General features: G+C 56.5%; 9 protein-coding genes. 2 read left to right on the top strand and 7 right to left on the bottom strand.

Annotated features, from left to right (window positions below):
* Positions 1-126 precede the first annotated feature (126 nt).
* Positions 127-2727, top strand: a complete 2601-nt coding sequence (locus tag ACIQ5B_RS03495; RefSeq protein ID WP_397597813.1) for a TonB-dependent receptor — start codon at positions 127-129, stop codon at positions 2725-2727.
* Positions 2728-2795: 68 nt separating this feature from the next.
* On the opposite strand, the gene ACIQ5B_RS03490 is transcribed toward ACIQ5B_RS03495, so the two are convergent.
* The 4 genes from ACIQ5B_RS03490 to acs all read right to left on the bottom strand — a co-directional run bounded on the left by ACIQ5B_RS03490 (position 2796) and on the right by acs (position 9454).
* Entirely contained in the window at positions 2796-4991 is a 2196-nt protein-coding gene (locus tag ACIQ5B_RS03490) for a 3-hydroxyacyl-CoA dehydrogenase NAD-binding domain-containing protein (protein WP_397597812.1), read from the bottom strand.
* A 14-nt stretch (positions 4992-5005) separates the two neighbouring features.
* Positions 5006-6220: an acetyl-CoA C-acetyltransferase gene (locus tag ACIQ5B_RS03485; RefSeq protein WP_397597811.1), complete on the bottom strand. Its 1215-nt coding sequence runs from the start codon at positions 6218-6220 to the stop codon at positions 5006-5008.
* Positions 6221-6222: 2 nt separating this feature from the next.
* Positions 6223-7380 carry a CaiB/BaiF CoA transferase family protein gene (locus ACIQ5B_RS03480; RefSeq protein ID WP_397597810.1) on the bottom strand — a complete coding sequence of 386 codons (1158 nt, stop codon included), beginning with the start codon at positions 7378-7380 and terminating at the stop codon, positions 6223-6225.
* Positions 7381-7501: 121 nt separating this feature from the next.
* Positions 7502-9454, bottom strand: a complete 1953-nt coding sequence (acs, locus tag ACIQ5B_RS03475) for an acetate--CoA ligase (protein ID WP_397597809.1) — start codon at positions 9452-9454, stop codon at positions 7502-7504.
* Between the two features lie 157 nt (positions 9455-9611).
* Here acs and ACIQ5B_RS03470 point away from each other — a divergent pair, with 157 nt between their 5' ends.
* Entirely contained in the window at positions 9612-10394 is a 783-nt protein-coding gene (locus ACIQ5B_RS03470) for an SDR family oxidoreductase (RefSeq protein ID WP_397597808.1), read from the top strand.
* A gap of 3 nt (positions 10395-10397) precedes the next feature.
* Here ACIQ5B_RS03470 and prfB read toward each other — a convergent pair whose 3' ends face one another.
* The 3 genes from prfB to ACIQ5B_RS03455 all read right to left on the bottom strand — a co-directional run bounded on the left by prfB (position 10398) and on the right by ACIQ5B_RS03455 (position 15247).
* On the bottom strand, positions 10398-11525 hold the full coding sequence (gene prfB / locus ACIQ5B_RS03465; protein ID WP_397597807.1) for a peptide chain release factor 2: 1128 nt from the start codon (positions 11523-11525) through the stop codon (positions 10398-10400).
* Positions 11526-11673: 148 nt separating this feature from the next.
* Positions 11674-14190, bottom strand: a complete 2517-nt coding sequence (locus ACIQ5B_RS03460) for a penicillin-binding protein 1A (RefSeq protein WP_397597806.1) — start codon at positions 14188-14190, stop codon at positions 11674-11676.
* 82 nt (positions 14191-14272) lie between these two features.
* Positions 14273-15247, bottom strand: a complete 975-nt coding sequence (locus tag ACIQ5B_RS03455) for an N-acetylmuramoyl-L-alanine amidase (protein ID WP_397597805.1) — start codon at positions 15245-15247, stop codon at positions 14273-14275.
* Positions 15248-15589: the final 342 nt, after the last annotated feature.

Below are 15589 nucleotides of genomic sequence, written 5' to 3'. Positions count from 1 at the left end.
TAGGATGGAGGTTGAGTGAGAGCTTGCTTGCCGGTCCAACCCAGACGGCGGGTGTGTCAAAACTGGTATCCCGAAGTGAGCAGCAAATGCCACAAGGGTGTCGGTTGAATAGGAGGAGAGAGTATAATGCGTCGATTTAATCGTGTAATCACGGCTGCCCTGTGCAGCACCATCTGCAGCGCGATGTTAGTGCCTGCGGCTTACGCCCAAACAGCCCAAGCCGAAGAAGATAGTGGTGATGAACCCATTATCGTTACTGCAACGTTGCGCGCGATGGATGTGCAAGACATTCCGCTTGCCGTGACCGCGGTCGCGCCAGAGGCGCTGGAGCGTCAGGGCGTCAACGACATCAAAAATCTGGCGTCGATTTCGCCAAGCATCAACATCCAATCTTCGCAGACCGAAACCCAAGGTACCTCGATTAAGGTCCGCGGCGTCGGCACGACCGGCAACAATACGGGCCTTGAAAGCTCGGTTGGCGTATTCATCGACGGTGTCTATCAGTCACGTCCAGGCGTTGCACTGGGTGACCTTGTCGATATCGAACGCCTTGAAATTTTGCGTGGTCCTCAAGGCACACTGTTTGGCCGCAACACTTCGGCCGGGGCGCTGAACGTCTCGACAAAGCGTCCGAGCCTTTCTGAAGTCGAAGGCTTTGCAAACGCGAGTTACGGCAATTATAATTTCATGAACCTTCAAGCTGGCGTCAGTGTACCTATCACCACTGATGTTGCGGGCCTCCGCGTGTCCGGCACATGGCGCAAGCGCGACGGCTATCTCAAAACACCATCGGGCGTAGAGAGCAACAACCGTGATCGTTACATGCTGCGCGGACAGCTTTACATCGAACCAAATGCAGATGTGAGCATCCGTCTATTGGCCGATTATGCCAAGACCGACGAACAATGCTGCGAAGCGGTTATCGTTCGTGAAACCGAACTTGCGCCCTTCTCCGCTTTCCACGGCTTGGCCAGCGATGGCGTAGACCAGTCCGGAATGAGCGCGCTGAAGAATCTATCGATCAACGGTGGACCATATCTGAACGGCTCCAAGCAATGGGGTACTTCAGCCGAACTGAAATGGGACCTGGGTGCCGCAAAGTTGACCTCGGTTACCGCATATCGCAAGTTTGATTCAAGCTCGACAACAGTCGGTGGCTTCACCGCCAACGATACCTACACAGTGGGTAATGGCGCACCGACATCACGCCCCGGCATTTTGCCATCGGGCGACCATATCAAGACCTTCACCCAAGAGCTGCGCCTGCAAGGCACCGCTTTCAATGATGGTCTCGACTGGTTGGTTGGTGGTTTCTACTCCAGCGAGAAAATCCGCGCTGACCAAACGATGACGCTCAATGCTGATTTCCAGCGGACGGGTAGTGCTTTCAACTTTGCCAATGCGGCAGGGGTCAACCCGTTGTTCGCACTGACCGCGTTCGGCAATGCCGGCGTTCCAGTCAATGCCAATGGCAACTATGCAGAAAACCGGTTTAACCAGGATGCGAGCAGCTGGTCGGTATTCACGCACAATGTTGTCAATTTCACCGATAAGCTTAGCTTGACGCTCGGTGCCCGTTACGTAAATGAAACCAAGGACGCATCGTTCAACCAGCTTGCTGGAACGACCGGCGCAGGCGCCAGTGCGTGCCAAGCCAGCGTGAATGGTGTTTTGACCGGCGCCGTACCTGCCGCTCTTCGTGCGGGTATGATTGGTATCAACTGCTTCCCGTTTGCAACGTCGGTTGCCCTGACTGCTCCAGCAGCCATCGGCGGCGGCCTTGCGAGCGCCAAGCTTCCGTTGCCGCGTGTATGGTCGCAAGAGTTCAAGGACGACGAGATCACCTATACGGCGCAGCTCGGGTATAAAGCGAACGAAGATCTGTTGCTCTACGCCGGTTACAGCCATGGTTTCAAATCGGGTGGTTTCAACCTCGATCCACAATCCGCAACCTTGCAAAACTCGGGAGCCATTCTTGCCGGTTTAGCAACGGGTACTATTGTGGCACCGGTTTATGCTGATCCAAGCTTCAAATCCGAAAAGGTCAACCAAATCGAAGTGGGTGTAAAGGCAACATTATTTGGTGCCATCAAAGCGAATTTGGCCTTGTTCGACATGAAAATGAGCGACTTTCAGGTGCTTGAATTCACGGGCGTCCAGTTCCTGACCTTCAACGTCAATTCGGCGCGGTCGACAGGTGCTGAGCTTGAGTTGTTTGGTAAGCTGAGCGACCATATTTCGGTAAATGCATCGGGAACATATGCCAATGCCCGCTATCCCAGCAACTGCGCGGATGGTGTAGCCGTGGCTGCCCTCCCATCAACACAGCGACTTTGCGGTCAGGACCTGACGAACGCGCCTAAATTTGCGGGCGTAGTCGGGGTGACGTACGATGGTCCTTTGACGGACTCGGGTTGGAGCATCCTGGTCAACGGTAACGTGAACTATTCCGATAGCCGCACGACCCGGACAATCGACACCGACACGAACGGTCTGCCCGTGCCGTTTGCACGCCAGGAAAACTACTACAAGATCAACGCACGCATCGGCCTGACCACGCCAGATGAGCGTTACACGTTCGAGCTTTGGGGTACGAACCTGAACAACGAAATCACGCGCGGCATCACCACCAACACCCCACTTCGTGGCGGTGCTGGTACGCGCTCGTTGATCGGTTTCGTTGAAGAGCCACGCATGTACGGCCTGACCGTCCGCGCCAAGTTCTAAACCAACGACACAAACAAAAAGGGCGGCCTCCGCGGAGGTCGCCCTTTTTTGTGCCTTGCTTGCTGGTTTTATGCAGCGGCTTTATACAGCGTCTCGCCCTTGTCCGCCATGTCGCGGAAGCTTTTGGGTGGCGCAAAACGATTGCCAAATCGCTGCGCCAAATTGTCGGCCGTACGGACGAAGTTCTCCAAGCCAACCGTGTCGATATAGCTCATCGGACCACCGGTGTACGGCGCAAAGCCCCAACCGAAAATGGCACCCAGATCAGCGCTCTGAGGATCGCGTACGACCTCTTCTTCAAAGCATTGCGCTGTGGCAATCAACTGAATGTACAGCAGGCGCTGCTTCACTTCGTCGACCGATGGCTGGTCTTCAGCGAGCGGATAATGCTCCGCCATGCCCTGCCAAAGAGTCTTGCGCTCACCTTTTTCGTCATAGTCATAGAAGCCAGAGCCGAAACGACGGCCCTTACGGCCAAGTTTGACGACCATCAATTCCATGAAGTCTTCGGTGCCGCTTGGTTGATACGCGTCGCCCAATTCCTTCTTGGTCGACTGCATCACGTCATAGCCAAGCTGCAATGTCGTTTCATCAAGCAACGCCAGCGGGCCAATCGGCATGCCAAGCGACTTGGCGGCATTTTCGATGAGCGCAGGTTTTACGCCCTCGGTCACGAGCTTCATCGCCTCACCCATATAAGGCGGGAATACGCGGTTGGTGAAGAAGCCGCGGACGTCCTTTACGACGATCGGCGTCTTCTTGATCTTTGCGTTATAATCAAACGCCGCGGCCATTGCCCGCTCGCCCGTGTGTTCACCCGGAATGATCTCCAGCAACGGCATTTTTTCAACCGGCGAGAAGAAGTGCAGCCCGACAAACAGTTCCGGACGTGACGAATTCTTCGCAAGACCCGTAATCGGCAATGTCGACGTATTCGACGCGAACACAACATCGGGTCTGATGACCGCTTCTGCCTTCTTAATGACGTCTGCCTTGACATCAGGCCGTTCAAACACGGCTTCGATGATCAAGTCGACATCTTTCAGATCGTCATAATTATCCGTCGGCGTAATCCGCGCCATGAACGCGTCACCCGCTTCCTTGGTCATCTTGCCACGGCTGACGGCCTTGTCGATGATCTTGCGGCTGTAATCCACCGCCTTATTGGCATCTTCAAGGCTGCGGTCGAGAACGACAACCTCCATGCCACCCTTAACGGTAACATGCGTGATGCCGGACCCCATGAGGCCACCGCCCAGCACGCCAACCTTTTTAATCTCAACCGCAGGGACGCCTGCGGGGCGGCCAGCGCCCTTTTCAGCGGCCTGTTTGTTGATGAACAAGGTGCGGATCATATTCTTCGCTTGGCTGCCCGAAAGCAGTTTCGTGAAATATTTGGATTCCACACGCAGCGCAGTGTCGAACGGCAAAATCGAACCTTCGTACAGACACGACAAAATGGCCTTGATGGCGTCAAAATTGCCTTTGCTCTCCTTATGCGCCATCGCGTTCAGGCCAACGAATAGCTGAACCGCACGTGGGTCCATCGCGCCTGCACCACCGGGGAATTTGAAATCCTTCTTGTCCCAAGGCGCCGTCGCCTTCGGATTGGCCTTTACCCAAGCCTTTGCATTGGCGATCACATCCGCAGCCGGCGCAACGTCGTGCACCAGTCCCTGTGCCTTCGCTGTTGCCGGGTCGAGCGACTTGCCTTGAATAATCATCATCGCCGCGTTCTGCAGGCCGATGAGGCGCGGCGTCCGCTGTGTTCCGCCGCCGCCGGGCAACAGTCCAACCATCACTTCGGGCATGCCGAGCTGGATTTTTGGATTGTCCGCAACGACGCGGTAATGGCACGCAAGCGCGAGTTCCAAACCGCCGCCGAGAGCAAGACCGTTCAGCGCACAGGCAACTGGCTTTGCCGACGCCTTGCCGCTGCTCAGGTCCTTGGCGGAATGACCGCCGGATTCCATTTTGCGGAGCAACGCATTCAAAGCAAAGGCTTGGTCGAACGCTTCTTTGGTGCTGCTCGCCTTTGCGCCGCCCAACATGGTCAAGTCAGCACCGGCGAGGAAACCGGATTTCTTGCCCGATGTAATGACCGCGCCCTTTACGGCTTCGTTCGTGGTGAAATCGTCGACCCATTTGCCGAATTCTTCAATCAACGCGCCATTCCATACGTTCATGGATGCATCGGGAAGGTCGATCGTCAGAAGCGCAATGCCATCGGCGTCGATATCGACGGAGAAAGTTGTGTAAGTCATGTTTTCGTTCCCGATCAATTCACGCGTTCGATGATGGTTGCAGTGCCCATTCCGGCACCAATGCACAACGTGGTGAGCGCAGTCGACTTGCCGGAACGTTCCAGCTCATCCAGCACGGTGCCAAGGATCATGGCACCTGTCGCGCCAAGCGGATGTCCCATGGCAATGGCACCACCGTTGACGTTGATGTCGCTATGGTCAACGTTCATCGCTTCCATGAAGCGCAGAACGACCGAGGCAAAGGCTTCGTTCAATTCCCACACATCAATGTCGCTCTTGTCCATTCCGGCGCGCGCCAGCGCCTTTTGCGCGGCGAATTCGGGGCCAGTGAGCATGATGGCGGGTTCGGAACCGATGGAGGCCATCGATACGATACGTGCACGCGCCTTCAGGCCATATTTCTCGCCAGCTTCTTTCGTGCCAATCAGCACAGCGGCCGAACCATCGACGATACCCGAGCTGTTACCGGCATGGTGGACATGGTTGATCTTTTCGACGTCGGGATAGCGCATGATGGCAATGTCATCAAAGCCGGGCATCATGGTGCCCATCATCTGGAATGCAGGGGCCAATGCGCCCAATGATTGCATATCGGTTTCCGGACGCATCAATTCGTCATGGTCGAGGACGACTTCGCCAATGACATCGCGGATCGGCAGGATGGAGCGCGCAAAACGCTTTTCAGCCCATGCCCGGCCAGCCCGCTTTTGGCTTTCGACCGCATAAGCATCGACATCATCACGGCTATAGCCATATTTGGTGGCGATAAGGTCTGCGGAAATGCCTTGCGGGATGAAGTAATTGGCAATCGCCGAGCGCGGGTCGATGGGCCACGCGCCGCCGTCTGAACCCATGGGCACGCGGCTCATCGATTCAATGCCGCCGCCGACCGCCAAATCGCATTCGCCCGACTTCACTTTGGCTGCAGCGATGTTCGATGCTTCAAGGCCCGATCCGCAGAAACGGTTCACCTGAATGCCCGAGGTCGTGTGCGGATAGCCCGCAGCCAACACGGCGGTACGCGTGATAACCGCACCTTGCTCGCCCACTGGCGATACGCAACCAAAGGCCACATCTTCAATCTCTTCACCTGACAGGCCATTGCGGTCACGAATGGCAGCCAGAACCTGCGCCGCGAGGTCGATGGGCGTTATTTCGTGCAGCGCGCCATCCGACCGCCCCTTGCCACGCGGGCTACGCACCGCATCATAAATATAGGCTTCGGTCATATTCAGTCCTTGTTTGCGACCACGGCGCCTGCCGCGATCAGTTGGGAGATGTCATCGGCGCTGAGTCCCGCTTCGGCCAATATGGCGGCGTAATCTGCACCTTTTGTTGCGATATCAAAATGGGTTGGCAAAGGCTGCGTTGCAAGACGCGGCGCGACTTGAGGGTGCAGCCAACGACCATCGGTTACAACCGCGTGGCGTTCGGCATTTACAGGATGTGACGCGGCCTCAACATAGTCGAGCACCGGCGTTACGCATGCGTCGGTACCGACAAAAATGGCTTCCCAAGCATCACGCGTTTTGGTGGCGAACACATCCTCCAGCATTTCATGCTGCTTTGCGAATGCGGCATGGTCATGCTGCGCGCCATAAGCCTCCCGATCAATGGGCAAACGTTCCATCATCGCGGCAAAGAATTGCGGCTCAATGCAGCCAACCGCCATGAACTTGCCATCGGCCGTCATGTAACAACGATAAAATGGCGCAGCGCCGTCGAGCAAATTCGCCTCACGCTTCGTCCGCCATTGGCCAACGCCGGCCATGCCATGGACAAAGCTCATCAGGCTATGCGTGCCATCGACAATCGCGGCATCGACGATATTGCCACGGCCCGTCTGCGCACGCTCAATTATTGCCGCGAGGATGCCGTTGACGAGGAACATGGAACCGCCGCCAAAATCACCGATCATATTGAGCGGGGGAACGGGCGGCTGGCCATCTTTGCCAATCGCGTTCAATACGCCGGTCATGCCGATGTAGTTGATATCATGCCCCGCCATCTGGCTCCACGGGCCGGTCTGTCCCCAGCCGGTCATACGGCCATAGATCAAGCGCGGGTTAATGGCGTGACAGACATCGGGGCCAACACCCATACGCTCGGTCACGCCCGGCCGCAGGCCTTCGATAAGGACGTCGGCAGTTGCGACAATCTTTAGCAGCGCCGCGACAGCTTCCGGTTTTTTGAGGTCAAGAACCATCGACCTTTTGCCCCGCGCATCAATCGCCTTGGGAACAATCGAGCCGCCCGGACGGTCAATCACAATGACATCAGCGCCCATGTCGGACAGCAGCTGGCCAGCATATGGCCCCGGTCCAATTCCAGCGAGTTCAACGACCTTAATGCCTTTTAAGGGACCCGTTTTTGCTGGAGAATCGGTCATGAAGCTTTTCCCAATATGGCGCATTTAATCGCGCGATTAAGGCGCATCTGTTAAGGTGTCGTGGCACTTGACGCAAGCGTCAAGTAAAGGTGAATGCGGGAATTCTAACGCTGTGCTGACGTCACTGGTTCTGCCGCCCCTCAATAAGCGCATCGACAACATTTGGGTCAGCAAGCGTTGACGTATCCCCCAAAGCGCCAAAGTCATTTTCGGCAATCTTCCGCAATATGCGCCGCATGATTTTGCCCGATCGTGTTTTGGGCAGTGCGGTCGTGAAATGGATATGATCGGGCGACGCAATTGGTCCGATTTCAACGCGCACCTGTTGCCGAAGTTCCGCGTGGAGTTCGTCCGACGGCTCTTCGCCGACATTCAGGGTCACATAGCAATATATGCCCTGCCCCTTTATATCGTGCGGAAATCCAACGACGGCTGCCTCTGCGACCTTGTCATGCAGCACGAGCGCGCTTTCCACCTCGGCGGTGCCCATGCGGTGGCCCGATACGTTGATCACGTCGTCAACACGGCCCGTAATCCAGTAATAGCCGTCTTCATCCCTGCGGCAGCCGTCGCCTGTAAAATATTTGCCTGCATAGGTCGAAAAATAGGTCTGCACGAAACGGTCGTGATCCCCATAAACGGTGCGTGCTTGGCCCGGCCAGCTGTGCGTAATGCAAAGATTACCCGACGTTGCGCCGCCAATATGCTCATCGGCAAGTACGACGCCCTCATTATCCACGAGCTGCGGCTGAATGCCAAAGAAAGGTCGCCCTGCGCTGCCCGGTTTCATGCCATGCGCGCCGGGCAAGGTTGTAATCATCACGCCGCCGGTCTCTGTCTGCCACCATGTGTCGACAACAGGCAATTTCCCCTCGCCCACCGTCGCGTGATACCAGCGCCACGCTTCGGGATTGATGGGCTCCCCCACCGTGCCGAGCAAGCGCAACGACTTGCGCGAGCGTGCCAAAACTGGCGCATCGCCATCGCGCATCAGCGCGCGCAGAGCCGTTGGCGCGGTGTAAAATATGTTCACCTGATGCCGGTCAATAATGTCCCAGAAACGCCCGCTGTCGGGGTAGCTTGGAATGCCTTCGAATATCAGGCTGGTTCCGCCATTTTGTAACGGCCCATAGACCACATAGCTGTGCCCCGTGACCCAACCAATGTCGGCCGAGCAAAAGAAGACCTCGCCGGGGCGATAGTCAAAGACATAATGAAATGTGCTCGCGGTCCATACCGAATAGCCACCGACGGTGTGCAACACACCCTTTGGGCTGCCCGTTGATCCTGATGTGTATAATATGAACAAAGCGTCTTCGGCGTTCATGGGTTCGCAGGGGCAATCGTCCGACGCGCCAAAGTCGTGATACCAATGGTCGCGGCCAGCCTGCATCGCAACGGGCTCGCTTGTGTGCTGCACAACCAAAACGGCATCGACACCATCCACTTTCGTCAGCGCCGCATCGATATTCGCTTTTAACGGCACCGACTTGCCACCGCGCAACGCCGTGTCTGCGCAGACCACAAACCGGCTACCGCAATCCTGAATACGTCCAGCAATAGCCTCCGGCGAAAAGCCACCAAAAACGACGCTGTGCACCGCGCCGATCCGTGCGCAGGCGAGCATCGCAACCGCGCCCTCAACACACATGGGCATATAGATTGTAACGCGGTCCCCTTTGCCAACGCCAAGGGTCTTGAGCGCACCAGCCATGCGCTTAACCTCCGTCAGCAACTCCGAATAGGAAACCCTACGCGCATCTTTGACCGGGTCATCAGGCTCAAAGATAAAGGCAATCGCGTCGCCCTTGCCCGCGGCAACATGGCGGTCAACGGCGTTGTGGCACAGGTTCAATACACCGTCTTCATACCATTTTATCGACACGGGGTTGAACGACCAGTTACCAATTTTCGTTGGCGGCGTGAACCAATCGATCCGCTTGGCTTGCTCCGCCCAAAATGCATCGGGCGCGCTGATGCTTTGCGCATACATAAGGTCATAATCCGCAGCGCTGCATTGCGTGTTACGGGCAGCCGTCTCGGGAATTGGAAACCAGTCCTGATGCTCACTCACTTGCTCTCTCCCGTAACGCTGTTAATCCTTGTGGCCTGCTTAAGTGGAGTAGGTCCAGTGATTCAAGGCTAAAGAGTGCAAACGCTCTTCACACGGCTCAGATAGCCGCCGTACAGCGTTGCGGTGGTCAAATATCATTTGAATACAGGAAACGCACATGCCGAAACTACATCACAAATCCGCGCTCGTGACTGGCGGAACCCGCGGAATTGGCGAGGCGATTGCCCGCTGCTTCGCGAAAGAAGGGGCGATGGTCATCATCGGCGATGTTGATGCCGAAAACGGTGCGCGCGTGGCATCAGAAATCGGCGGCACTTTCGTTGCGCTTGATGTCTCGTCCGAAGAGGATTGGAACAATTTGGCCAAACAGCAGCCAAGCATCGACATCGTCGTGAATAATGCCGGTATAACCGGGTTCGAAGACAGCCCTGGCCCGCATGACCCTGAAAACGCCACGCTGGCCGAATGGCACCGCGTCCACGCGATCAATCTGGACGGAACGTTTCTGGGCTGCCGTTATGCGATCAAGGCGATGCGCGCCAAGAAAGCGGGCTCCATCATCAACATGTCCTCGCGCTCTGGCTTGGTGGGTATTCCGGGTGCTGCGGCCTATGCTTCGTCCAAGGCAGCTATCCGGAACCACACCAAATCCGTGGCTTTATATTGCGCGGGGCAAGGGTTGAACATTCGCTGCAATTCGATCCATCCCGCCGCTATCATGACACCGATGTGGGACGCGTTAATTGGCGATGGACCAGATCGTGCGGCGCGCATGGCCGCAATGGCCGCAGACACACCGCTCAAGCGGTTCGGCACGGTCGAAGAAGTCGCGGCAATTGCCCTAATGCTGGCATCGGATGACGCCACCTATATGACCGGAAGCGAAGTGCATCTGGACGGCGGGCTATTGGCGGGGTCTTCAGCGTCTCCGGGCGACTAAGCGTCAATCAACATCGTCGACGGAAACAGCCTCGCCCGTGACGCGCTGGGCCAATGCTGCGGCAATGAAATTGTCCAGGTCGCCGTCCAGCACATCGCTGGGTGTTGGGGACGTCACGCCGGTACGAAGGTCTTTCACCATCTGATAGGGCTGAAGCACATAGGACCGGATTTGGTGGCCCCAACCGATTTCGGTTTTCGCCGCATATTCGCCCGATGCGACTTCTTCACGCTTGCGAAGCTCCGCCTCGTACAAGCGCGCCTTCAACATGCCCATCGCGGTTGCGCGGTTCTTGTGCTGGCTGCGGTCATTTTGGCTGGCCACGACGATGCCGGACGGTTTGTGGGTGATACGCACGGCGGAGTCGGTCGTATTAACGTGCTGCCCACCTGCGCCTGATGCGCGATAGGTGTCGATCTTCAAATCGCCTTCGTTGATTTCAATGTCGATATTGTCATCAATGACAGGATAGACCCAAACGCTGGAGAAGCTGGTGTGGCGCTTTGCTGCGCTGTCATAAGGTGAGATGCGGACAAGACGATGGACGCCGCTTTCGGTCTTGGCATAGCCATAGGCATTTTCGCCTTTGACCAGCAACGTCGCCGATTTGATGCCGGCCTGATCACCGGCCTGATAATCAACCATTTCGACTTTATAGCCGCGCTGTTCGGCCCAGCGATAATACATGCGCTGTAGCATTTCGGCCCAATCCTGGCTTTCCGTGCCGCCTGCGCCAGCGTGAATTTCGATGAAGGTGTCATTGCCATCGGCTTCGCCCGACAGCAGCGCCATGACCTTGTCCTTGTCGGCACGATCCGCCAACGCCTTAAGCGATGCGGCACCTTCGTCGCCGAGTTCTGCATCGCCTTCCATTTCGGCAAGCTCAATCAGTTCAACCGTTCCACTCTTGTCGGCGTCAATTTCGCGCACGGTGCTGATGGCGGCATCAAGGCGGCGGCGCTCGCGCATAACCTCTTCAGCGGACTTGGGATTATCCCACAAGGTCGGGTCTTCGACCTTTGCGTTCAACTCATCAAGGCGGCGCAATGCGCGGTCCCAATCAAGCGACATCTTGACCAGGTTAAGGGCAGCATCAATGCGGGCAACATAGCCTTCTGCGTCGGCGCGCATGGGGAAACTCCAAGGGAATGAAAAATGTCAGGCGCGGCCTTTAACCGAAACGCCCACGAAGTCAAAGCCAGCTAATTGCGCGAACGTTCGTCGGCTTACCAATTTGGCGCCCCAATTTAGGACGAAACGCCCTAAATCAGGCGGATGATTAGTATATTCCGCCCTCTTGCTGGATAAACTCCTGATCGCGTTTTGTCCCGACGCTGGTGCTCGCCGATGTCGACGATCGCGTTGCGCTATTGGACTGCGCCTCGGATGTTTCCTTGGGTTTGTCTTCACGTGCCGCAAGCTCCTCTTGGCGAATGGAGCGTTTCGGTTCGGTCTCAGCCTTGAATGCTTCCCAAATCACCGCGCTCATGGGATCTCTGCCCGGCCAAGCGCCATAGACGCGCTTGCCGCTCTTACGGTCGATGCGCACCAACCGGGTTCCGGCGGGCGCGATAAACGGAGTCTTTGGCATCCCGGCCATCGCCGACCGCGCGAATTGTTTGAAGATGGGGGCCGCAAGTGAACTACCCTGCGCATAGCCACCCATATTTCGCGGCTGGTCAAAGCCCAAATAGAGTCCTGCGACCAGATGCGGCGATCCGCCAATAAACCATACGTTGGTGGGGCCAGTGGTTGTTCCAGTCTTCCCAAATAACGGGCGATCCAGCTCGCGCAATGTGACCGCCGTGCCGCGTTCAATGACGCCTTCAAGCATGTGGACGACTTGATAAGCGGTAATTGGGTCCATGACCTGCTTACCCGCGGCCGCAAAGCGCGGCATTGGCTTGCCGTCCCAATCCTTGGCTAGGCAGCCCTTGCACGGTTTCCACTTGGCGGGGAAAATGACTTTACCTTTACGGTTCTGGACAAAATCGATGAGCGTCGGCTTCAATTCGCGGCCGTGATTGACCAGCATCGAATAGGCATTGACCATCTTCAGCACGGTCGTGTCACCCGCACCCAAGGCATAAGAAAGATAATCCGGATAATCGCCGATGCCAAAATCGCGGAAGGTATCGGTCACATTGTCCATACCCGATTCCGCCGCAGCACGCACCGTCATCAGGTTGCGCGATTGTTCAAGCCCCCAACGCATCGTTTGCGGCCCGGCGCCATTACCGGTGAAGTTTCGGAAGCATTTTTGGCCGAGCGATGCCCCTTGCCATACGCAATATGGTCCGTCGACGATGATGGTTGACGGCGTCATGCCGTTATCCAGCGCCGTTGCATAGACGAATGGCTTGATCGTAGAGCCCGGCTGACGTTGCGCCTGCGTTGCGCGATTAAAGCTGGAAATGCGATTATCAAAACCGCCTTGGATCGCCAAGACGCGGCCATTGAGCGGGTTTTGCACCACCATGCCGCCGCCGACTTCAGGGACGCTGCGCACGGCGTAGCTATTCGTGCCATTGGGCGCGACAGCGATAACATCGCCGGCTTTCATCGCCGATGGCGCGCCATCTAACTGCCTCACGCTGCCATCGGCAAAGCCCACTTTGCCTTTACCCAAAGCCACACCAGCGCGCCAATTGGCGTAATCAATGGCAATATTGGTCGCTGCAAATCGTGAAGCCCATTTGTCGTCCGACACGTCGATCGTGCCCATATTGGCTTTCCACGCTTTGCCGGCGTTGTAACGCAGCAAACCGTCGCGCAGTGCCTGCGTCGCAAGTATCTGGTAATCGGCGTTCATCGATGAACGTACCCAAAGCCCGCCCGAATAGACGCTATAGGGTCCGTCGGCATCGGTTTCACCAAAGCGCTCAATGAGTTGACGGCGTACTTCTTCCGCGAAATATCCGCCGACATTTTTATATCCGGTACCGCGCTGCGCCACGAGACCAAGCGGCTGGGCACGGGCGGCCACGAGTTGCGCGTCGGTGATCCATTCATTTTTGTGCATTTCGCCAAGCACCCAGTTGCGACGGGCAATGGCAAGCCGTGCGTTCTTTGCGCGACCATAACGTTCTGGCGCCTTGGGCAAGATGGCAAGAAAGGCCATTTCATGCAGTTGAAGCTGATCCACGCTTTTGGCGAAATAGGCTTGTGCGGCGGCTTCCACGCCAAACGCCTGCCGACCGAGCGCGATTTCGTTGAGGTATAGCGACAGGATCTGCTGCTTGGTCAACGCACTTTCAATACGCTTGGCCAAAATCGCTTCTTTGACCTTGCGGGTGTAACTATACTCGTTCGTCAGCAACAGGTTTTTGGCGACCTGCTGCGTTATGGTCGACGCACCGCGTGAGCGTTTGCTGCTGAAAATATTGTCAAAAATCGCCGAAACGATACCGGGATAATCAATACCGCCATGGCTGAAGAATGTTTTATCTTCAGCAGCGAGATAGGCCCGGACCAGTAATTTGGGGAAGTCGGCATATTCCAACTGAACGCGCCGTTCGCGGGCGTAGCTGTGAAATGGTTCTCCGTTAACGTCGCGTACCACCGTTGGCAGCGGCGATTCATATTCGATCAACGCCTCGGCATCGGGAAGATTGCGCGCAAAAAGCGCCCAAAAGAGCAGGAGAAACAGGACAAACGCGCCAACCGCGTAGGTCGCGCGCCGAAACCGTTTGCTTTGCCACCAGCCCTGCCACTTGCCGATAAATCCTTCGGCTTCGCGTTTCAGCCTGTAGCTGATAGCAGTTGGCTCTTGGGTGGTTGGAGACGAGTTATCCATTATCGGCCCTCTCTAGCCGATTTGCCGGACAGGTCCAGAATCTTGTTCTGCAAAATGGCGCGATTTTTATCGCACCCGATGATTATCGGGCCACGATCCTGCGTGCAAAGTGGACCTGAATGGCATTTGCGACTGCCCGCGCGACCTTTTGGCGTCCGGTTGATGATGCCAGAAAGCTGACATCGGATGCATTGCTCAGATAACCCGTTTCGAACAACACCGACGGCGTGTCGGGCGCATTGAGCACAATAAACGACGCAAAGCGGTGCGAATTTCCACGGATACGCATGTTCGGCGTTGCCTCACGCAGCAACAGCTTTGCGAAATCAGCGGACACATTCATGGTTTCGCGCTGTGTCAGGTCAATGAGGATCGACGACACATTGGCATCAGCACCGCCCAGATTAACGCCGTTGAGGATGTTCGCCTTGTTTTCGCGCGCAGCAAGCCGCTGCGCCTCGCGATCAGATGCAATTTCGGAAAGCGTATAAACGGTGCCGCCGCTGGCTTGCGGATTATCGGCGCTGTCCGCGTGAATAGAAATGAACAGATCGGCATTCAGCTTGCGTGCGATCTGATATCTGTCCTGCAACACGATAAATTTATCGCTGTCCCGCGTTAATGCAACGCGGACACGGCCGCTTTTAAGCATTTCATCCCGCACCGCTTTAGCAATGGCCAATGTGACGTCTTTTTCGCGCTGCCCGCCATGTGGACTGATAGCGCCCGGGTCATGCCCGCCATGCCCCGCGTCAATGACGACAAGGGGTAGGCTTGCGTCCGCAGGGCCGCTTATCTTCGGCAAGCCTTTGCCGACGTTCGAGCGAATGGGTGCAGTAACTTCGTAACGCCGCCGTGGCGGCTCTGCGCGAAATGCCAGTGATGGCGCGATTTGGCTGACCCGCGGTCCTAATTCCCCCTGCACCGAAACGTGCGGAATGCCTCCGCCAATCGCTGGGGACGCGAAAACCGGCAAGGTGGCAAAAAGCGCAGCAGCGCGTATATAGCGCTTAGGGGTTCTAGCCCTTGCCCTCGTCCAGAAAATTTTTTCGCCCACGCCCCAGCTCCGCCTACCTGACGAGTGGATTGTAAGCCGTGGGCGGGCAAAGGCTGGTGTCCAGACGAGGTTAATGACGCATTAAGGCTAAAAACTGGTTTTTCGGTCCATAATAGCAAGCTATTTCGCGCGATGCCCTTGCCGACAACCTGCAGGAGTGCTAGCGAATAGCTACAGGGAATTTCATCTGACCTTCCCGCCAATCCGCCTTCGGTTCTTTTCCGATCGGCATATTAACAGGTTGACGCTGCATGAGGCATGATATTTCCACCAACGCCGCCCGCAATGGGACTGGCGCATGGGCTGGAAATCAAGCGCGCGCGATACACGCCCGCCATGCAC

Origin of the sequence: Sphingorhabdus sp., assembly GCF_044374345.1 — a bacterium.
Lineage (GTDB): Bacteria > Pseudomonadota > Alphaproteobacteria > Sphingomonadales > Sphingomonadaceae > Sphingorhabdus_B.
Note: the sequence above shows the minus strand (reverse complement) of the source record. Positions and strands in the feature narration are given on the sequence as shown.